We start from the raw sequence: 19,968 nt of genomic DNA, 5'->3' as shown, positions 1-19,968 counted from the left end.
ACGCTGGCGTGCCGACCCGGCTTGTCGGAGCCGCGTGCCATCCTGACGTTGTGAGCCGAGCACCGCTGTCGAGCACCCCGCAGTTGTGGGGGCGGCCGGCGGATGAGCCGGGCTCGGGCTGGGCGGTCGTCGATGTCGAGACCACGGGCTTCCGGCCCGGTCAGGCGCGCATCGTGAGCGTGGCCGCGCTGGCGGTCGGTGACGACGGCAGTGTCGAGCACAGCATGTCCAGTCTGCTCAACCCTGGTGTCGATCCGGGGCCGACGCACGTACATGGGCTCACCGCCGAGATGCTGGAGGGCCAGCCGTGCTTCGCCGACGTCGTCGACGAGCTGATCGAGGTGCTGCGCGGACGCACCCTGGTCGCCCACAACGCGGGGTTCGACTACAGCTTCCTGGCCGCCGAGGCCGAACTGGTGGGCGCCGAACTTCCCATCGACACCGCGATGTGCACGGTCGAGCTGGCACGCAGGCTCGAGCTCGGTACCGAGAACCTGCGTCTGGAGACGCTGGCCGCGCACTGGGGCGTCACGCAGATGAAGCCGCATGACGCGCTCGACGACGCGCTGGTGCTCGCGCAGATCCTCAAACCCACGCTGGCACGCGCCCGCGACCGCAAGGTGTGGCTGCCGCTGCGTCAGCTGACGCGCAAGCGCTGGCCCAACGGGCATGTGACACACGACGAATTGCGTCCGCTCAAGGTCGAGGCGTCGCGTCTGCCGTGCCGTTACGCCAACCCGGGTCCGTTCGTCGCGGGCCGCCCGCTGGTGCAGGGGATGCGGGTGGCGCTGTCGGCCGAGGTGGTGCGCACACACGAGGAACTGCTCGAGCGCGTCCTGCACGCCGGCCTTGCCTACAGCGACATGGTGGATCTGCAGACGTCGCTGGTGATCTGCAACGACCCGGCGCCCGAGCAGGGCAAGGGCTACCAGGCCAAGGAACTCGGCGTACCGCTGGTGCGTGACGACGAGTTCATGCGTCTGCTCGACCATGTGGTCGGTGGTGCCGACGTCGAGACGTTCGTCGACACCACCGCCGACGGTGACCAGTACGCGCTGTTCTGAGTCAGATCAGCTGAGCGCCTTGGCCTTCAGTGCCTCGAACTCCTCGGCTGTGATGGTGCCCGCATCCAGCAGCGCCTTGGCGTCGGCGATCTCCTGGGCCGGCGAGCGACCGGCGGCTTCGCGGATGTAACTGTCGGTCTCCTGCTTGGCGGCCAGTGCCGCGGCGCGGGCGCGTTCGGCCATGCCCTTGCCGCGCGCGATCACGTACACCAGGGCCGTGAGCCACGGGAACAGGATCAGGAAGACCACCCAGAGCGCCTTGGCGAAGCCCGAAGTGGTGTGGTCGCGCCAGAACAGATCACCCAGGATCTGGAAGAGCACCAGCAGGTATGCGATCCAGGCGAAGATGATCAGGAAATGCCAGAGGAAATCCCAGGTTGAGCCCCAGTCCATGTGTTGCTCCTTGTCGGTTTTGCGCGGCTTTTGACGCAACCGTCAGTCAACCACGAAAAACGCTGCGAACGGCCCGTATGCCGAGCCGGCCGCAGTGTGTCGTGAATCAGATGCGCGTCGGGCTCATCCGCCCGCGGTGGTGAGGCGGCGCACCTGCGCGGTCGCCACCGACAGCATCGCCAAATCGGGGTTCTCGGTGGCGAGAACTTCCCGCAGCGTGCGCCGGGCGCGTTCGATCCGGGGCCGGTTGTAGGCCTCGAACTCGGCGATCACGTCGACGTTGTCGGTGTGCGGGCCGACCATGCGGTAGACGTCGCGCGCCAGGTCGCGCAGCGACCGGTACAGATCCTCACGCAGTGCCAACCGCGCCAACGCATTCCACCGACCGTTGCGGGGCAGCGACGACACCGCGTACAGCAGGCCGTCGACCCCGAGATGTGCCGACAACTCGAAGTAGATGTGTGCGAGCCGCGTGGCGTCCTCGGAATGGGCGTGCGCGATGTCGATGATGTCGAGCAGGCTGTACGAGTACAGCGCCTCACTGAGCCGCCGTGCGATGTCGGCAGGCACGCCTTGGGCGACGTACTCGTCGTGAAGGCGTGTGACCGTGAGCAGTTCGTCGCCGCGCAACATCTCCGACAACTTGCCGCGCAGCATCGCCACCGCCTGGAAGCGCGCGGCCTCGGCGGCGATCGACAGCGGCTGCGGGCGGTTCAGCAGGAACCACCGCGACGCCCGGTCCAGCAGGCGCCTGCCCTCGATGATCAGGCTGTCGGTGAGTTGCGGAGAGAGGCCTGCGGCGTGGATGTCGTGCCACAGCGCGTCGAGTTCGAAGACCTCCGACGCCACAGCATGCGCCCGCACGATCTCGCTTGTCCCGGCGTCGGTTTCCTCGACGAGCCGGAACGCGTACGTCAGGCCCGAGGTCGCGAGCACATGGTTGACCACTGCCGTCGCGACGATCTCACGCCGCAGCGGATGCTCGGTGAGCCGGTCGCCGAGCCGGCGGCGCAGCGTCGCCGGGAAGTACCGGTGCAGGGCCGCGGTGAAGTACGGATCGTCGAAATCGTCGGCGGCCAGCAGGTCGGCCTTGAGGCCCAGCTTGGTGTGCGCCATCAGCGTCGCGAGCTGCGGTCGGGTGAGGCCTTCGCCCGCCGACGCCATCGCCGCGAATTCCTCGGCGCTGGGCAGATGTTCGAGCTCGCGCACCAGGCCGTCGCGTTCGAGTGCGGTGGTCATGCGGGCGTGCACCGACACCATCTGCGCGGCGTTGGACCGCGCGTCGCGCAGCAGGCGGTTGTGAGCCCGGTTGTTGGCCAGCACGTGCGCGGCGACCTCGTCGGTCATATCGGCCAGCAGCGTGTTGCGCTCGGTGCCGCGGATCCGGCCCGCCAGCAGGATCTTGAGGTTCACCTCGTGATCCGAGCAGTCCACGCCCGCGGCGTTGTCGATCGCATCGGTGTTGATGTAGCCGCCGTTGCGCGCGAACTCGATACGGCCGCGCGGTGACACACCGAGGTTGCCGCCCTCGACGATCACCTTGGCGCGCACCTGGTTCGCGTCCACGCGAACGTTGTCGTTGACCTTGTCGCCGACATCGCCGTGCTGCTCGTCGGAGGCCTTGATGTAGGTGCCGATGCCGCCGTTGAACAGCAGATCGACCGGGGCGCACAGGATGTGGCGGATCAGCTCGGTCGGCGTCACCGACGTGATCTCCCCGGAGATGCCGAGTGTTGCGCGCATCTGCTCGGACACCGGAATGCGTTTCGCGGTGCGTGGCCACACCCCGCCGCCCGCGCTGATCACGGCGCGGTCGTAGTCGTCCCACGACGAGCGCGCAAGTGCGAACAGGCGCTGCCGCTCGCGGTAGGCGGCCTGCGTCGACGGATCGGGGTCGACGAAGATGTGGCGGTGATCGAACGCGGCCACCAGCCGGATGCCGCGGCGCAGCAGCATCCCGTTGCCGAACACGTCGCCGCTCATGTCGCCGATGCCGACGACGCGGAATTCGTCGGTGGCCGAATCGATCCCGAGCTCCTGCAGATGGCTGTCGCCACTGACCCACGCGCCGCGCGCGGTGATGCCCATGGCCTTGTGGTCGTAACCGGCCGAGCCACCCGAGGCGAACGCGTCACCCAGCCAGTAGCCACGGTCGAGGGCGACGGCGTTGGCGATGTCGGAGAACGTCGCGGTGCCCTTGTCGGCGGCCACCACGAGGTACGGGTCGGGGCCGTCGTGGCACACGACGCCCTCGGGTGCGGGCGGTTCATCGGACACCGCGTTGTCGACGACGTCGAGCAGGGCCGAGACGAACTGCTTGTAGCACCGCATCCCCTCGGTGCGCGACGACGACGGCGGTTTGACGACGAAGACGCCCTTGGCGCCGGCAGGCACGATCATCGCGTTCTTGACCGCCTGCGCCTTGACCAGGCCGAGCACCTCGGTGCGGTAGTCGTCGTGACGGTCCGACCAGCGCAGCCCGCCGCGCGCGACCAGGCCGAAGCGCAGGTGCAGACCCTCGAATTGCGGTGCGTAGACGAAGATTTCCGACAGCGGGCGCGGCTGCGGAAGTTCGTCGATGGCCGACGCGTCGAACTTGTGCACCAGATACGGCGCCTTCGGTGTGAGCGCCTCGGGCGTGAAGGCGTTGGTGCGCACGGTCGCGTTGACCAGGCTGCGGTAGGTGCGCAGGATGCGGTCGGCGTCGATGTGCACCACGCGGTCGATCTCGGCTTCCAGGCGTTGATCGGCCGCGGCCATATCGCGTTCCCGCACAGCGCCCGACGACACCGACTGGCGCGCGAAACGCGCCTCGAACAGTGCGACGACCGCCGTGGTCGCCGCGGGGTTGTCCAGCAGCACCTGCTGGATGCGCCCCTGCCCGTACGGCAGGGGGAGCTGACGCAGGTAGCGGCTGTAGCTGCGCAACACCGCGACCTGGCGCCAGTCGAGGCCCGCGGTGGGGATCAGCGCGTTCAAGCGGTCGGCCTCGATGCGGTCGGACCAGATGGCGCGGAAGGTGTCACAGATCTGGTCTTGTGCCCGGTTCCAGTCCCGTGCGAAGCCCTGCGCGCCGGCGGTGCCGGGGTCGAGGACCAGCTCGTAGACGTGGCACACCGATCCGTCGTCCCGGGTCGGTGACGTGGTGTGCTCGTTGATGACCTCGAGATCCATGCTTTCCAGCGCGGGCAGCATCCGGCGTAGCGGAACGGGTTGCCCCGCGGCCAGGACGAATCGCAGAGGTTCGTGCGGGTGGACGGGATGGTGCAGACGGACGGTGATCTCGTCACCGGCCAGTGCGTCAAGTTCTTCGCCGTTGAAGAACGCGGTGGACACAGATTCCTCCCTGATCAGGTTGGTGGAACGTGAGATATGTGACAGATACGAGTGTGCGGTCGAAACGCACGCAGCACCCCTGACACTTCGTCACCGATCAAGGTCAGAATTGGACACTCTGTACATGGCGGGAAACGACGTCGGCGCCGTTGCGAGGCAACGGCGCCGACGGCAGAAGTGAAATCAGGCGCGGGCGGCCCGGTTGACGGCCGACACCACAGCGCGCAGCGACGCGGTCGTGATCGACGTCGCGATGCCGACGCCCCATACGGTCTTGCCGTCGATCTCGGCCTCGACGTAGGCCGCGGCCTGGGCTTCCTCACCCGCCGACATGGCGTGCTCGGAGTAGTCCCGCACGTTGACGTTGATGCCCAGCGCACCCAGGGCATCACAGAACGCCGCCAGGGGGCCGTTGCCCGCACCGACGATCTCGCGCTCCTCGCCGTTGACCTTCACCACCGCGGTGATCTTGTCGGTCCCGCCGTCTTCCTCGGCCGCGTCGACCTTCTGCCGCATCCGCTCCAGCGGCGTGATCGGCGCCAGGTACTCCTCGGAGAAGGCGTCCCACATCTCCTTGGGCGACACCTCGCCACCTTCGCCGTCGGTGATCTGCTGGATCACCTGGCTGAACTCGATCTGCAGGCGCCGCGGCAGCACCAGACCGTGGTCGGCCTTCATGATGTAGGCGACGCCGCCCTTTCCGGACTGCGAGTTCACCCGGATCACGGCCTCGTAGGTACGGCCGACGTCCTTGGGGTCGATCGGCAGGTACGGCACCTGCCACAGGATGTCGTCCATGTCGGCGCCCGCGGCGTCGGCGTCGACCTTCATCTGGTCCAGGCCCTTGTTGATGGCGTCCTGGTGGCTGCCGGAGAACGCGGTGTACACCAGATCGCCGCCGTACGGGTGACGCTCGTGCACGGGCAGCTGGTTGCAGTACTCGACGGTGCGTCGGATCTCGTCGATGTTCGAGAAGTCGATCTGCGGGTCGACGCCGCGGCTGAACATGTTCAGGCCCAGCGTCACCAGGCATACGTTGCCGGTGCGCTCACCGTTGCCGAACAGGCAGCCCTCGATGCGGTCGGCGCCGGCCTGGTAGCCCAATTCCGCTGCGGCGACGCCGGTTCCGCGATCGTTGTGCGGATGCAGGCTCAGGATGACCGAATCGCGGCGGGCCAGGTTGCGGTGCATCCACTCGATCGAGTCGGCGTAGACGTTGGGCGTCGCCATCTCGACGGTGGCGGGCAGGTTCAGGATGACCGGGTTCTCCGGGGTGGCGCCCAGGATCTCGGTGACGGCGTCGCAGACCTCTTTGGCGTAGGACAGCTCGGTGCCGGTGTAGGACTCCGGGGAGTACTCCCAGCGCCAGTTGGTGTCCGGGTACTTCTCGGCTTCCTCCAGCACCAGCTCGGCGGCGTCGGTGGCGATCTTCTTGATCGCGGCCTTGTCGGCGCGGAACACGACGCGACGCTGCAGGATCGACGTCGAGTTGTAGAAGTGGACGATGACGTTCTTGGCGCCCCGGCAGGCCTCGAAGGTTCGGGTGATCAGCTCGGGCCGCGACTGCGTCAGCACCTGGATGGTGACGTCGTCGGGAATCGCGTTGTCCTCGATGATCTCGCGGACGAAGTCGAAGTCGGTCTGGCTGGCCGACGGGAAGCCGACCTCGATCTCCTTGTAGCCCATCCGCACCAGCAGGTCGAACATGCGGCGCTTGCGCTGGGGGCTCATCGGGTCGATCAGGGCCTGGTTGCCGTCACGCAGGTCCACCGCACACCACATGGGCGCGGTCTCGATGACCTTGTCGGGCCAGGTGCGGTCCGGCAGCGAGATCTTCTCGACCTCGTCGGCGAAGCTGCGGTACCGGCTGACCGGCATCGACGAACCACGCTGGGTGTTCCAGGAGGGCTGGCCGGGATGCGGCGCGCCCGACGGGGGCGTGATGGTGCGGCCGGTGGAAAAGGCGTCAGAAGAGATATCAGGGGTGTTCATAAGTTCTTGGCTCCGGGAGTTGGACGGGACTCGACCGGCGCATCGCGAAACACCCGCGACGGGAAGCCGGTCTGATCAGACCCCGTCGCGGCGTCCGAGAAGGAGCACCCGCTGCACGCCCAATACCATAGCGCGCCCGGCTGGCAGTTCCCAAACCGCGGTCGTGTCACAGACCCGCGAGCTGGGGCAACGTCAGATGCGCGATCCAGAAATAAATCATCAGGCCGGTGCCGTCGACCACGGTCGCGATCATCGGCGCAGACACCACGGCCGGGTCGACCCGCAGTTTCCTGAGCACCAGCGGCAGCACCGACGACACCAGTGAGGCCCACAGCACGATGGCCGCCACGGTCAGGCACACCGTGAGCGTCACCTCGGGACCGACGCCCAGTGTCCATGCCCGGATCAGCGCCGCGGCCGCCATCGCGACCGCGATCAGAAAGCCCGTCGACATCTCCTTGGAGACGATCGCAGGCAGGTCGCGGAACCGGATCTGACCGGTGCCCATCGCGCGGACCAGCGTCGTGGTGATCTGTGTGCCGGTGTTGCCGCCGGTGCCGATCAGCAGCGGGATGAAGAACGCGAGCGCGACGACGGCCTCCATCTCGTCCTCGAAGGCCCGCAGCACGGTGCCGGTGTAGGCCTCGGCGGCGAACAGCACCAGCAGCCACACGATGCGCTTGCGCCACAGCAACCAGGGGGAGGCGCGCAGGTACGGCACGTCGAGCGGTTCGGAGCCGCCCTGGCGCTCGGCGTCCTCGGTGGCCTCGCGTTCGACGGCCTCGATGGCGTCGTCCTCGACGAGGATGCCCAGCAGCCGGCCCTCGGCGTCGACGACGGGCAGTTCGTCGAGCTTGTGCTCGATCAGTGTCTTGGCGGCCTCCTCGATGTCGGTCAGCGGTGTGACCGTCACCGGCACGTCGCGCATCAGCGTGCCGATCGCGACCTGCGGCTGTGCCAGTACCAGTTCACGCAGGCGCACCGCGCCGCGCAGCGTGTTGTCGGCGTCGACGACGCACACCGAGGCCCCGACGGCCCCGTCGGGGTGCGCCGCGGCGTAGTCGCGGATCTGGTCGACGGCCTCGGCGATGGTGGCCGACGGGACGACGCTGGGGGTGTCGGTGTGCATGCGGGCTGCCACCGAGTCCTCGGGCCAGGCCAGCACGTCGAGCAGCGCGCGTGCCCGTTCGATCGGCATGGCGCCCAACACCGCCTCGCGCCGGTGTTCGTCGAGTTCGCGCAGGATGTCGGCCGCGTCGGGGGAGTTGAGCAGCTGCAGCACGCGCGCGGCCGCGGAGTCCGACATCGACTTGAGCAGTCGTGCCGCGAGGTCGATCTCGACGCTGCACAACAGTTCGGCCCCGGTGTTCGCGTCCAGCAGGTCACCGAGGCCTCGGCGCTCGGCGGGCGACAGGGCCGCGAGTTGGCGCTCGCGCTCATCGGAGTCGGTGGTGACCTCGAGCCACAACTCGACGGCCTTGGGCGTGTTCGACGCGACCGTCTGGCGCAGGTCGATCGTGGCGTCCCGGGTGGTCATGGACCCGAAACTAGCCGACGACGCCGAGGATCACGCCTCCAGTCGGGCGCGCACGGATGCGATCCGCTGCTGCAGTTCGGCCTCGTCGATCACTCCGCGGGCCAGCAGCGAGTGCGCAAGGGCCAGCAACTGGTTCTCGGGATAGGGGACGTCGGCGTACACCGTGGCCGCCAGCGCGTCTTCCTCGTCGCGGCGGTCCTTGAAGTTCAGCACCTGTGGCCCGCACTCCGAATGGTCGAGCGCGTCGCACAGCCCGTCGAGGCTCGACTTCCACGGCGGCACAGGGTTTTCCACGCCGTACTTGGCCGCCATGACGGGCCAGATCTGGTTGCGCTCGACGATGCGCTTGAGAGTGGTGGGCTCTTCGGGCATATCAGCCATGTCTCACCCCGCCGGATGGATCGCGGGACGGGTGTCGACGATCACGTTGGTGGTGACGCCGGGCTTGGGCAGCGCGACGCCGATCAGGCAGTCGCGCGTGATGATCTCGGCGAGCTGGTCCTCGGTCCAGCCCTCGGTGCCCTCGGGCCGCATCGGCATGACCATGAAGCGGTGCTTCTGGTTGGAGTCCTCGACGCGGACCTCGACGTCGTCGGGCAGGTACAGGCCGAACTCGGCGAGCACCTGCCGCGGCCAGCGCACGAGCCGTCTGCGGTAGTTCGGTGTGCGGTACCACTCGGGGGAGTTGCCCAGGATGGGCCGCGGGTAGCACGAGCACAACGCACACACGATCACGTGGTGCAGCGTCGGGGTGTCCTCGAGAATCTTGAAAGCCGTGAAATCGCTGGGTGTTCCGAATCCGGTGGGCTCCAGCCAGTCGACACCCACGGCCTTGCTGGCGGCCAGCGCATCGGTGAGCGCGAGCTGCTTGAATTCGGGATCCAGCCAGGCCTTGGCCACCAGACGCGCGGCAGGCGTCGGCCCGATCTGCTCGGCGAACTCGGTGAACCGGCGGTGCTCCTCGGCGGTGAAGATGCCCTTCTCGATACACAGTTCGCGCAACGCGATCTCGAGCACCTCGAAGTCGGTGACCTCGTCGACCATGGGCTTGACCGTGCGCGCGTGGTCGTGGTCGTGATCGTGGTCGTGGTTACCGCTCATAGGCTCTTCTCCAACCAGCGTTCGGGGATCTCGGTTTGCAGTGTGTCCGTTGAGGTTCCGGTGTAGCCGTAGAACAACTCGGAGAGGTTGAAGCGCACGATGTAGAACCACTCCGGTGTGGCGTCCGTGCGGTCCCAGGTCTCGTCCTCGGGCGCCGGGCTCTCGTAGGTGACCTCGGCGATCACCCCTTTGGCGCCGCGCACGTATTCCGGTGTGCGCGTGTAGAGCAGGGCAGGCAGGTCGCGGACCACCACGGCCTCGCCGACCGAGAATTTCGGCGTGCCTGCCTTGCCTGCGTAGATCTGCGGATCGCCAATGCCGACCGCGCGGATGTGGTGCTCGTTGCGCCTCACGTCGGCGCCGTCGCCCTCGGACTTCGGCGTCGCCTCGAGCATGCGTCCGGCCAACCCGTCCCGGTAGCGTTCCTGCACCTCGACCATGCGGTCCGTGAGTTCACCGTGGCTGATGTGGTGTTTTTCGATCAGCACGCGCGCGACGGCCCACAGCCACCGGCCGTAATAGGGGATGCCCTGGTAGATCGCGCGTCCCACGTCGACGTTGCCGATGCGGCGGCGCTCCTCGGAGAGCCAGATGCCCCGCCATGCCAGCACCTCGCAGATGACGTAGGTCATGTGCTCCCAGTACTCGTACTCCTTGTTCTCGTACTTCATCGGCGCGTCCGGTTCGCCGCCGACGTCGTGAACGGTCTTCATGTACGCGAGAAACCGGTCATGGTCGAGCAGGTCGGGTGGCGGCGCGTCGGGAATTTCGGGAAAGTGCGCTTTGAGGCGACCCACCAAATCCAATTTCGCTGCACGTTCGGCGGCTGAACTCATCTGGGCCCCCTTTTGAAGTCCGCCAGAAAACGTCACGCGAACTGTAACCACGCGCGCGTGTTTGCGCAGCGCAATCGGGGTATTTTACGTGCCCGATAAATTTGGGGAAGAAATGTCGTATTCGGCGCCCGTGTCAGACCTGCGAATCGGGGAATGCGATGACCGAGAGAAAACGGATGGGCAACTCCACCAGATCCACCGGTCCGTGCGCACCCTCGCCGTCGATCTGCAGTGAGTCACCCGGCTGCAGCCGGTACACCGAGCGGCTGTGGCTGTAGTCCATGACACCTTCGAGCATGTAGATGAATTCGGTGCCCGGATGCTGGAAAAGGGGATAGGTCTGGCTTTTCTCGGTGAGCGTGACGTGCAGGCATTCCAGGCGCTTGTGCTCGCCGCGCAGGGAACTGAGCAATTGGTACTCGTGCCCTTGCTTGGTGCCGTTGCGCACGATTTCCGGGCCGGTGCCGGCTTTCACGAACGCCGCGGGGCGTTCCACATCGGCGCCGCGGAACAGGCTCGTGACCGGCACGTCGAGACCCTTGGCCAGCAGCGCCAGCGTGGACAGGCTGCAGGAGGTCTGCGCGTTCTCGATCTTGGACATCATCGCCTTGGAGATGCCCACCCGCGCGGCCATCTCGGCGACCGTGAGCCCATGCTGCTGGCGCAGTTGGCGCACGTTGCGTCCGATCGCGGCCTCGAACTCAAGTTCCTCGACCGGCGCCTGCGGATCACGCTCACGGGCCGTTCCGGACCTGTTGCGAAGCAGTGGAACGTCGTCGCTCACGTGATCTCCTCCTGTCGCCCGTCGGATCAGCGCATCTCTCCCGCCCCCACATATGGATACGGGCTCTTGAGCAGATTGTCCTCGGCGAACCGGCTCAAGCGGAAATCGGTCTCGGGTATCCGCGGGTCGGAACTGTGCCCGTCGACCACCAGGTCGGCCACCAACCGGCCCACGGCGGGGGCGATCTTGAAGCCGTGCCCGCTGAAACCGGCCGCCACGATCAGACCGTCGACGTCGGTCTCGGAGATCACCGGGTTCCAGTCCGGGGTGACGTCGTAGCAGCCCGCGTAACTGCCGGTGATGGATGCGTCGGTGAGACCGGGGAACCGTGTGCCCACCTTCTCGACCGTGATGTCGACGAACTCCTCGGTGGCGCGGTTGAGGTAGTTGTCCGGGTCGGCCGACTCGCCGTGTCCCAGATCGCTGTTGCCGAACAGGATCTCGCCGCCCAGTTCGGGGCGCACGTACTGCAGCGACACCAGATCCGAGAACACCGGGACGGCGCCGATGTCCAGGCCGGGGGAGATGGTGACGATCTGCTCGCGGATCACCCTGATGGGGATGTCGACACCGTAGGGCGCCAGGAACGGTCGCGTCCAGGCGCCCGTGGCGACGACGACGGTGCCCGCGGACACCTCGGTGCCGTCGGCCAGCCGCACTCCGGTGACCCGGTCGGCGTCCATCAGCAGTTCGGTGACGGTGGCGCCCTGTCGGATCCGCACACCCGCGGCGCGTGCGGCGATCGCGAACGCCTGCGCGGTCTGGTAGGCGTCGCCGTAACCGCCGCGCGCCTCCCAGCCGAACGCCGCGAAGGGTTCGAGGTCGGCCCACGGCCACAGCTTGGCCACTTCCGAGGCGTCGATCTCCTCGGTCTGCACACCGACCTGACGCTGTGCGGCCAGGCTCTTGCGCAGCGCGTCGACGTTCTGTTCGCCCACGCCGACGACGTAGCCGGTCTGGCGGAAGCCGATGTCGTCGCCGAAGATCTCCTCGGCCTTCTCGAACACATCGAGACCCACAGCGGCCATGGCCGCCAGCGAGCTCACGCCGTAATGGCAGCGCACGATCCCGCTGGACTTGCCGGTCATGCCGGACCCCACGGTGTTGCGTTCGGCGACAACCACATCGGTGACCCCGCGCTGGCTCAGGGCCCAGGCGGCGGCGGTTCCTTCCAGACCGCCGCCGACGATCACGACGTCTGCGGTGATGCTCATAGCGCGGCGGCCCCTCTGCCCGGGATCCAGTCGGTGCCCGCCAGCGGCACCCGTGCCATCGCGGCGGCCTCGATCGTGACGGCCACGAGGTCCTCGGGTTCCAGGTGGCACACGTGGGCCTTGCCGCACGCCCGCGCGATGGTCTGGGCCTCCATGGTCAGCACGCGCAGATAGTTGGCCAGCCGGCGCCCGCCCTCGATCGGGTCGAATCGCGCCGCGAGTTCGGCATCCTGCGTGCTGATGCCCGCGGGATCGCGGCCGTCCTGGAAGTCGTCGTAGAAACCGGCTGCGCTGCCGATCTTCTCGTACTCGGCAGCGTAGCGCGGATGGTTGTCGCCCAGCGCGATCATTGCTGCCGTGCCGATCGCCACGGCGTCGGCGCCCAGCGCCAGGGCCTTGGCCACGTCGGCGCCGTTGCGGATGCCGCCCGAGACGATCAGTTGCACTTTTCGGTGCACACCCAGTTCCTGCAGCGCCTGCACGGCCTGCGGGATCGCGGCCAGCGTCGGGATGCCGACGTGTTCGATGAACACCTCCTGCGTGGCGGCCGTGCCGCCCTGCATGCCGTCGACCACCACGACGTCGGCACCGGAGTGCACCGCGAGCTTGACGTCGTAGTAGGTGCGGGTGGCGCCGACCTTGACGTAGATGGGCTTCTCCCAGTCGGTGATCTCACGCAGTTCGTTGATCTTGATGGTGAGATCGTCGGGGCCGGTCCAGTCCGGATGCCGGCAGGCGCTGCGCTGGTCGATGCCCTGCGGCAGCGTGCGCATGCCCGCGACGCGCTCGGAGATCTTCTGCCCCAGCAGCATTCCGCCACCGCCCGGCTTGGCGCCCTGGCCCAGCACCACCTCGATGGCGTCGGCCTTGCGCAGGTCGTCGGGGTTCATGCCGTAGCGCGAGGGCAGGTACTGGTACACCAGGTGCTTGCTCTGGCCGCGCTCCTCGGGCGTCATACCGCCGTCGCCCGTGGTGGTCGACGTGCCGACCTCGCTCGCGCCGCGGCCCAGTGCCTCCTTGGCCCCGGCCGACAGTGCACCGAAGCTCATACCGGCGATGGTGACCGGGATGTCGAGGTGCAGAGGGTGTTTGGCGTGCCGGTCGCCGAGCACGACGTCGGTGCCGCAACGCTCGCGGTAGCCCTCCAGCGGGTAGCGCGACATCGACGCGCCCAGGAACAGCAGGTCGTCGAAATGGGGAAGCGGACGCTTGGCGCCCCAGCCGCGGATGTCGTAGATCCCGGTGTCGGCGGCCCGCTGGATCGCTGCGATCGTGGTGCGGTCGAATGTGGCTGATTCGCGCAGGCCGAGTCGCGCGCGGTCATCGGTGGTGTAGCTCATCAGTAGGCGCTCGCATTGTCGACGTGGAAGTGGTACAGGTTTCGGGCCGAGCCGTAGCGCGCGTACTCCGACGTGTCGTCGTCGTAGCCCGCGGCCGCCAGCAGTTCGGCGAGTTCGGCGTGGTGCTCGGGCCGCATCGGCTTGGCGATGCAGTCCGCGCCCAGCGAGGCGACCTCGCCGCGCACGTAGATGCGGGCCTCGTAGATCGAATCACCGAGTGCCTCACCGGCGTTGCCGCGTACCACGAGGCGCCCGGCCTGTGCCATGAACGCGCTCATGTGGCCGATGTTGCCGCCGACGACGATGTCGATGCCCTTCATCGAGATGCCGCAACGCGCCGCGGCGTCGCCCTCGACCACCAGCAGGCCGCCGTGGGCCGTGGCGCCCGCGGACTGCGAGGCGTTGCCCTTGACCCGCACGGTGCCGCTCATCATGTTCTCGGCGACACCGGTGCCCGCGTTGCCGTTGATGAGGATCTCGGCCTGCTGGTTCATGCCCGCGGCGTAGTAGCCGACGTGGCCCTCGACGCGGACCCGGACCGGCGCGTCGACGCCGACGGCGACGTTGTGTGCGCCCGCGGGATGTTCGATGACGAACTCGCCCTCGAGACCGGGCTGGTGCAGTGCTGCGTTGACCTCGCGCAGAGGTGTTGTGCGCAGATCGAATTCGGTGAGACTGACGGTTACCTGGTCCATGCGTAAACAACCTCCGGTTCGGGTTCCCAGATTCGTGCCTTCTCGACGCCCGGCAACCCGGACAGTGCGCGGTACTCGCTGGCCATCGCGACCCACTCGTCGGTCTCGGCGATCACCGCGGGCTTGCACGCGATCGCGTCGCGCACCACGGCGAACGAGTCGCGGTTGGACACCAGCAGCGTGTAGAAGCCGTCGAACGTCGCGCACAGTGCCTTGAGTGCGGTCTGGACGTCGCGGCCGGCCGCCAGCTGTTGGGCGACGAACCGCGCGCCCACCTCGGTGTCGTTCTCGCTGTCGAACTGCACACCGGCCCGGCGCAGTTCGCGCCGGATGGTGGCGTGGTTGGAGAAGGATCCGTTGTGCACCAGGCACTGTTCGGGCCCCACGGTGTAGGGGTGGCACCCCGACGGGGTCACGGCGGATTCGGTCGCCATGCGGGTGTGCCCGACACCCTGCCAGCCCTGCGCCTTGACCAGGCCCCACGCGTCGGTGAGCGCACGCGGATGGCCCACACCCTTGAGCACCGCGAGGTCGGCGCCGAACCCGGCGATCAGCGCCGAGGGATAGGCAGCCTTGACACGTTCGAGCAGGTCCTCCGACGGGGTGTCCGCGGATAGCAGGTATGTCGAATCGACCTGCACCACCTCGACATCGGGACCGAGATCGGGGGCCTCGGCGAGGTCGGTCACCGAGACGCAGCCGCGCCCGGGCGGTGACCACACCGGATCGCCGTAGACCGCGACACCGGCCGAATCGGCGCCGCGGTCCGACATTTCGCACAGCATCTCGGTGAGCATTTCACCCAGCCTCGGATACAGCTCGGCTGTGCGCAGGTGCAATCCCACGATCCCGCACATGACGTTTGTTCTCCTCTCGGGGATTTCGGATCTAGAAAGCAGTGAGATAGGTGTCGACCTCCCACGGCGTCACGGTGCCGTGATAGGTGAAGAACTCCTCGCGCTTGAGGTTTGCGAAGTAGGTGGCGACTCCCTCGCCCGCGGCGTCGAGCACGCCGGTGACCACCGGATCGGCCTCCAGCGCGTCGACTGCGTGCAGCAGCGTGGGCGGCAGGGCCGTGGTGCCGCCGCTGCCGACCGGGCCCGGGTCGATGCTGCGTTTGATGCCGTCGAGGCCGGCGCCGAGCGCCGCGGCGACCGCCAGGTACGGGTTGGCCGAGCCGTCACCGCCACGCATCTCGATGCGCTGGTTGTCGGGCACCCGGATGTAATGCGTGCGGTCGTTGCCGCCGTAGCTGGGCAGCCGCGGCGCCCAGGACGCCCCGGATGCGGTGCTGGTGGCGCCGGTTCGCTTGTAGGAGTTGACCGTTGGTGCGACGACGGACTGCAGGGCACAGGCGTGGTCGAGGATGCCCGCCAGGAAGGCATACGCGGTGTCGGACAGGCCGAGCCCGCGTTCGTCGGTCTCCGACGGGAAGACGGGGTTGCCGCCGCTGGTGAGCGACAGGTGGAAGTGCAGTCCGCTGCCCGTGCGGTCGGCGAACGGCTTGGGCATGAAGGTGGCCACCATGCCGCGTTCAGCGGCGATCATCGACAGCAGATAGCGCAGGGTGATGACACGGTCGGCCGTGGTGAGCGCATCGGCGAACTCGAAGTTCTGCTCGAACTGGCCGTTGCCGTCCTCGTGGTCGTTGGCGTAGTTGGACCAGCCCAGGGAGTTCATGGCCGTCGAGATCGCGGTCAGGTGGTCGTACATGCGGGTCAGGCCGCGGGCGTCGTAACACGGCTGGGCCGCGGTGTCGGCGGCGTCGGCGGTGACCAGCGAACCATCGGCGTTGCGGCGCAACAGGAAGTACTCGACCTCCGCACCCACCCAGGGTTCGAATCCGGCGTCGGCGGCCTGCTGGATCAGGTTCTTGAGGATCACGCGCGGTGCGTAGGGCCACGGCTTGCCCTCGACGTACGGGTCGCAGTGCACGAGCGCCAGGCCTTCTTTGATGAAGGGGATGGGCGTGAACGAGGCCGGGTCCGGCAGGGCCATCAGGTCGGGGTCCTTGGGTTCCTGGCCCATGGCGCCGACGGCGTAGCCGGCGAAGCCGACGCCCTCGGTGGCCAGCATGTCGATGGCCTCGACGGGAACCAGCTTGGCGCAAGGCTTTCCGCGCAGGTCGACGAACAACGCGAGGATGAACTTGGTGCCCGACTGCTCGGCGAGTGTGGCGAGATCAGAGGTCATTGGGTCAAATCCGTCGTCTCTTGATGGGAATCAATGTATCACAGCATGAAACTTCGGCAAGCCGACGAATCCCCGGACCCGGACGCCGCGGACAACCTTCTGCGGTGGCCGGACCGGGGAGTCATCAACGGGATCAGGCGAATTCGAGCTCGTACGCCGCGTCGCGGTGGAACTTGGCGTCGATACCCTTTTCTTCCTCGTCGGGGGAGATGCGGATGCCCATGGTCTTCTTGATCGCGAACGCGATGACGTACGCGAGCACGAACGAATAGATCATCACCGCACCGGCCGCGACCGCCTGCTTCCACAACTGGTCGATGCCGCCGCCATAGAACAGACCGTTGACGCCGTTGGGCATGCCCTCGCTGGCGAAGAAGCCGATGAGCAGCGTGCCGATCAGGCCGCCGACGAGGTGCACACCGACCACGTCGAGCGAATCGTCGTACCCGAACGTGTCTTTCAGACCCACGGCGTACACGCACACCGCGCCCGCGATACCGCCGACGAACATCGCGCCGATCGGCGTCACCGCGCCGCACGCGGGCGTGATGGCGACCAGGCCCGTGATGGCACCCGAGGCCGCGCCGACCCCGGTCACGTGACCGGTCTTGACCTTCTCGACGGCGATCCACGCCAGGACCGCAGCGCAGGTCGCCACGAACGTGGTGACCATGACGATGGCCGCGGAGTTACCGGCCGACAGCGCCGAACCGCCGTTGAACGCATACCAACCGGCCCACAGCATGCCCGCGCCGAGGAGCGTGAGCGGAACGTTGTGAGGCTTGCGCCGTCCGAACATCGCGGACTTGCCCAGCACGATCGCCAGCGCGAGCGCGGCCGCGCCGGCGTTGATGTGCACCGCGGTACCGCCCGCGAAGTCGACCGCACCGAGCCTGTTGGCGATCCAGCCGCCGACCGAATCCTCGGTGACCGTACCGTCGAACGCGAAAACCCAGTGCGCGACGGGGAAGTACACCAGCACGGCCCAGAACGCCGCGAACACCATCCAGGCGCCGAACTTCATGCGGTCGGCCACCGCACCGGAGATCAGCGCCACGGTGATCGCCGCGAACAGCGCCTGGAACACCGCGAACAAGCTGACCGGCAGCCCGTCGACGGTGGTCATGGGTTCGAGAAGGTCGGTCAGGCCGGCGAATTCGGTGAAACTGCCCACGAATCCGCCGTAGGACGTACCGAACACCATGGAGAACCCGAAGAGGACCCACAGCAGGCCGACGACGGCGACCGCGCCGAAGGTCATCATCATCATGTTGGTCGAGCTCTTGACCGAGACCATGCCGCCGTAGAACAACGCCAGGCCAGGGATCATCAGCGTGAGCCCGATGATGCAACACAGCATGAATGCTGTTGTTCCGGTATCCATCAAACATCTCCTCACGGTGGCGGCTCGAAACAAGCCGTTCACTCGCAGTAACCGACGTTTCTGTTACGGAGATGGTCGCGAAGTGTTGCAGCGTGGTTAAAACTCAAACCGCGCTTTACAGCGGGTTGCCCCATCGGCCCGTGAACGCAACCTGCTCAAGTGGCAGACGTTCACGCGGGCGGCTGTCGCGTTCGGCGATGGCCTCGTCGGCCGTCGCGTAGTCACCGAGGTGTCCCAGCGCGACCACCGCGAACGGGCGCACACCGTCGGGTACGCCGAACGCGGCGCGGGCGCCGTCGACGTCGAAACCGGCCATCGGGTGCGCGATGAGCCCGCGGGACACGGCCTCGATGGTCAGCTGAGCGATCGCGGCGCCGGCGTCGACCGCGGCGTAGCGCGCGGTGCGCTCGTCCTCACCCTCGTCTGCGCACACCAGGATCAGCGCCGAGGCCGCGTGCGCGTAGCTGTTGCCTCGTTTGAGCAACCCGGCCAGTGTGGTGAACGTCTCGTCGGCCGCGTCGGCGCCGGTTTGCCCGCCGCGGCGCCCCACGATGAACCGCACGGGCTGACGCTGCCCCCATGTCGCGGCCCAGCGGGCGGCCTCGAGAACCGCCGTGAGCTGCTCGGATGTGACGATTGCCGCGGCGTCGAAGGCGCGCGGGCTCCAGCGGGCCGCGAGTGGGGGGTGGATCGGGACGCTGGTGTTGGCCAGCCGATCACTCGGCGCGTCGGTCACGTCCGCCAAGTTACCGGCCGGAAAATAAGGTGCGCGCCTCCCTTATCCTTGTTGGGACTCATTCCGGCTCGATCCCACATGCGAAAGGTTGATCAGGTGGCGCTCGTCGTACAGAAATACGGCGGATCCTCGGTGGCGGACGCCGAGAGGATCCGACGGGTCGCCGAGCGGATCGTCGAGACCAAGAAGGCGGGCAACGACGTCGTCGTCGTCGTCTCCGCGATGGGTGACACCACCGATGACCTGCTGGACCTGGCTCGTCAGGTGTCGCCCGCGCCGCCGCCGCGTGAGATGGACATGCTGCTGACCGCCGGTGAGCGGATCTCCAACGCGCTGGTCGCGATGGCCATCGAATCGCTCGGCGCGCAGGCCCGGTCCTTCACCGGATCGCAGGCCGGTGTGATCACCACGGGCACGCACGGCAACGCCAAGATCATCGACGTTACGCCGGGCCGGTTGCGCGACGCGCTCGACGAGGGACAGATCGTGCTGGTCGCCGGGTTCCAGGGCGTCAGCCAGGACAGCAAGGACGTCACCACGCTGGGCCGCGGCGGTTCGGACACCACGGCCGTCGCCGTGGCTGCGGCACTCGATGCCGATGTCTGCGAGATCTACACCGACGTCGACGGCATCTTCACCGCGGACCCGCGCATCGTGCCCAACGCCCGCCACCTCGACACCGTCTCCTTCGAGGAGATGCTGGAGATGGCGGCCTGCGGCGCGAAAGTTCTGATGCTGCGCTGCGTCGAGTACGCCCGCCGCTACAACGTGCCCATCCACGTCCGGTCGTCGTATTCGGACAAGCCCGGCACCATCGTCAAAGGATCGATCGAGGACATCCCCATGGAAGACGCCATCCTGACCGGAGTAGCCCACGACCGCAGCGAGGCCAAAGTCACGGTGGTCGGTCTGCCCGACGTTCCCGGCTACGCCGCCAAGGTGTTCCGCGCGGTCGCCGAGGCCGACGTGAACATCGACATGGTGCTGCAGAACATCTCGAAGATCGAGGACGGCAAGACCGACATCACGTTCACGTGTGCGCGTGACAACGGCCCGCGGGCCGTAGAGAAGCTCTCGGCGCTCAAGAGCGAGATCGGTTTCAGCCAGGTGCTGTACGACGACCACATCGGCAAGGTGTCGCTGATCGGCGCCGGTATGCGGTCGCATCCGGGCGTGACGGCCACGTTCTGCGAGGCGCTCGCGGAGGCCGGCATCAACATCGACCTGATCTCGACGTCGGAGATCCGTATCTCGGTGCTCATCAAGGACACCGAACTGGACAAGGCGGTTTCGGCGCTGCACGAGGCGTTCGGCCTCGGCGGCGACGACGAAGCCGTGGTGTACGCGGGAACGGGGCGCTGAC

At 67.5% G+C, this 19,968-nt stretch carries 17 protein-coding genes; 2 read left to right on the top strand and 15 right to left on the bottom strand.

The window, feature by feature from the left end; translation table 11 throughout:
* Positions 1-50 precede the first annotated feature (50 nt).
* On the top strand, positions 51-1,064 hold the full coding sequence (locus AT701_RS30690; protein ID WP_011731172.1) for a DEDDh family exonuclease: 1,014 nt from the start codon (positions 51-53) through the stop codon (positions 1,062-1,064).
* 6 nt (positions 1,065-1,070) lie between these two features.
* On the opposite strand, the gene AT701_RS30685 is transcribed toward AT701_RS30690, so the two are convergent.
* The 15 genes from AT701_RS30685 to AT701_RS30615 all read right to left on the bottom strand — a co-directional run bounded on the left by AT701_RS30685 (position 1,071) and on the right by AT701_RS30615 (position 18,605).
* Positions 1,071-1,457, bottom strand: a complete 387-nt coding sequence (locus tag AT701_RS30685) for an SHOCT domain-containing protein (protein ID WP_003897694.1) — start codon at positions 1,455-1,457, stop codon at positions 1,071-1,073.
* Between the two features lie 123 nt (positions 1,458-1,580).
* Positions 1,581-4,793 carry an NAD-glutamate dehydrogenase domain-containing protein gene (locus AT701_RS30680; RefSeq protein WP_011731170.1) on the bottom strand — a complete coding sequence of 1,071 codons (3,213 nt, stop codon included), beginning with the start codon at positions 4,791-4,793 and terminating at the stop codon, positions 1,581-1,583.
* A 183-nt stretch (positions 4,794-4,976) separates the two neighbouring features.
* Entirely contained in the window at positions 4,977-6,785 is a 1,809-nt protein-coding gene (gene leuA / locus AT701_RS30675; protein WP_058127201.1) for a 2-isopropylmalate synthase, read from the bottom strand.
* A 166-nt stretch (positions 6,786-6,951) separates the two neighbouring features.
* Entirely contained in the window at positions 6,952-8,322 is a 1,371-nt protein-coding gene (gene mgtE, locus AT701_RS30670) for a magnesium transporter (protein ID WP_003897691.1), read from the bottom strand.
* Positions 8,323-8,352: 30 nt separating this feature from the next.
* Positions 8,353-8,694 (bottom strand): thiocyanate hydrolase subunit beta, encoded by a 342-nt coding sequence (locus tag AT701_RS30665; RefSeq protein WP_003897690.1) that lies wholly within the window; start codon positions 8,692-8,694, stop codon positions 8,353-8,355.
* 12 nt (positions 8,695-8,706) lie between these two features.
* The gene (gene scnC, locus AT701_RS30660; protein ID WP_003897689.1) at positions 8,707-9,423 is read right to left on the bottom strand and encodes a thiocyanate hydrolase subunit gamma; all 717 of its coding nucleotides are present in this window, start codon (positions 9,421-9,423) and stop codon (positions 8,707-8,709) included.
* On the bottom strand, positions 9,420-10,259 hold the full coding sequence (locus AT701_RS30655) for a nitrile hydratase subunit beta (RefSeq protein ID WP_029104591.1): 840 nt from the start codon (positions 10,257-10,259) through the stop codon (positions 9,420-9,422). The genes scnC and AT701_RS30655 overlap by 4 nt, the downstream gene beginning before the upstream one ends.
* Before the next feature lie 133 nt (positions 10,260-10,392).
* Positions 10,393-11,043, bottom strand: coding sequence for a type II toxin-antitoxin system RelB family anti-toxin (locus AT701_RS30650; RefSeq protein ID WP_003897687.1), 651 nt, complete (start codon positions 11,041-11,043; stop codon positions 10,393-10,395).
* 26 nt (positions 11,044-11,069) lie between these two features.
* Positions 11,070-12,257, bottom strand: coding sequence for an NAD(P)/FAD-dependent oxidoreductase (locus tag AT701_RS30645; protein WP_058127200.1), 1,188 nt, complete (start codon positions 12,255-12,257; stop codon positions 11,070-11,072).
* Positions 12,254-13,597, bottom strand: a complete 1,344-nt coding sequence (locus AT701_RS30640) for an FMN-binding glutamate synthase family protein (RefSeq protein ID WP_058127199.1) — start codon at positions 13,595-13,597, stop codon at positions 12,254-12,256. The genes AT701_RS30645 and AT701_RS30640 overlap by 4 nt, the downstream gene beginning before the upstream one ends.
* Positions 13,597-14,292, bottom strand: a complete 696-nt coding sequence (locus AT701_RS30635; RefSeq protein WP_003897684.1) for a GltB/FmdC/FwdC-like GXGXG domain-containing protein — start codon at positions 14,290-14,292, stop codon at positions 13,597-13,599. Before AT701_RS30635 ends, AT701_RS30640 begins: the two co-directional genes overlap by 1 nt.
* Positions 14,280-15,149 carry a class II glutamine amidotransferase domain-containing protein gene (locus AT701_RS30630; protein WP_058127198.1) on the bottom strand — a complete coding sequence of 290 codons (870 nt, stop codon included), beginning with the start codon at positions 15,147-15,149 and terminating at the stop codon, positions 14,280-14,282. The genes AT701_RS30635 and AT701_RS30630 overlap by 13 nt, the downstream gene beginning before the upstream one ends.
* 31 nt (positions 15,150-15,180) lie before the next feature.
* A complete protein-coding gene (gene glnT / locus AT701_RS30625) occupies positions 15,181-16,485 on the bottom strand; it encodes a type III glutamate--ammonia ligase (RefSeq protein WP_003897682.1) in 1,305 nt (434 codons plus the stop codon).
* A gap of 133 nt (positions 16,486-16,618) precedes the next feature.
* Positions 16,619-17,869 carry an ammonium transporter gene (locus AT701_RS30620; RefSeq protein WP_003897681.1) on the bottom strand — a complete coding sequence of 417 codons (1,251 nt, stop codon included), beginning with the start codon at positions 17,867-17,869 and terminating at the stop codon, positions 16,619-16,621.
* 115 nt (positions 17,870-17,984) lie between these two features.
* Positions 17,985-18,605 (bottom strand): nitroreductase family protein, encoded by a 621-nt coding sequence (locus tag AT701_RS30615; RefSeq protein ID WP_058127197.1) that lies wholly within the window; start codon positions 18,603-18,605, stop codon positions 17,985-17,987.
* Positions 18,606-18,701: 96 nt separating this feature from the next.
* Here AT701_RS30615 and AT701_RS30610 point away from each other — a divergent pair, with 96 nt between their 5' ends.
* A complete protein-coding gene (locus tag AT701_RS30610) occupies positions 18,702-19,967 on the top strand; it encodes an aspartate kinase (protein ID WP_003897679.1) in 1,266 nt (421 codons plus the stop codon).
* The last annotated feature ends 1 nt before the right edge of the window (position 19,968 follow it).

Source organism: Mycolicibacterium smegmatis, assembly GCF_001457595.1.
Taxonomy (GTDB): domain Bacteria; phylum Actinomycetota; class Actinomycetes; order Mycobacteriales; family Mycobacteriaceae; genus Mycobacterium; species Mycobacterium smegmatis.
This window is presented reverse-complemented; position numbering and strand designations above follow the sequence as displayed.

Bases quoted from the DNA above. Each gene is read 5' to 3' on its own strand.
- AT701_RS30640 (WP_058127199.1), bottom strand. From the start codon at position 13,597: ATGAGCTACACCACCGATGACCGCGCGCGACTCGGCCTGCGCGAATCA.
- AT701_RS30620 (WP_003897681.1), bottom strand. From the start codon at position 17,869: ATGGATACCGGAACAACAGCATTCATGCTGTGTTGCATCATCGGGCTC.
- mgtE (WP_003897691.1), bottom strand. From the start codon at position 8,322: ATGACCACCCGGGACGCCACGATCGACCTGCGCCAGACGGTCGCGTCG.
- AT701_RS30685 (WP_003897694.1), bottom strand. From the start codon at position 1,457: ATGGACTGGGGCTCAACCTGGGATTTCCTCTGGCATTTCCTGATCATC.
- AT701_RS30655 (WP_029104591.1), bottom strand. From the start codon at position 10,259: ATGAGTTCAGCCGCCGAACGTGCAGCGAAATTGGATTTGGTGGGTCGC.
- AT701_RS30665 (WP_003897690.1), bottom strand. From the start codon at position 8,694: ATGCCCGAAGAGCCCACCACTCTCAAGCGCATCGTCGAGCGCAACCAG.
- AT701_RS30645 (WP_058127200.1), bottom strand. From the start codon at position 12,257: ATGAGCATCACCGCAGACGTCGTGATCGTCGGCGGCGGTCTGGAAGGA.
- scnC (WP_003897689.1), bottom strand. From the start codon at position 9,423: ATGAGCGGTAACCACGACCACGATCACGACCACGACCACGCGCGCACG.
- AT701_RS30630 (WP_058127198.1), bottom strand. From the start codon at position 15,149: ATGTGCGGGATCGTGGGATTGCACCTGCGCACAGCCGAGCTGTATCCG.
- AT701_RS30635 (WP_003897684.1), bottom strand. From the start codon at position 14,292: ATGGACCAGGTAACCGTCAGTCTCACCGAATTCGATCTGCGCACAACA.
- leuA (WP_058127201.1), bottom strand. From the start codon at position 6,785: ATGAACACCCCTGATATCTCTTCTGACGCCTTTTCCACCGGCCGCACC.
- glnT (WP_003897682.1), bottom strand. From the start codon at position 16,485: ATGACCTCTGATCTCGCCACACTCGCCGAGCAGTCGGGCACCAAGTTC.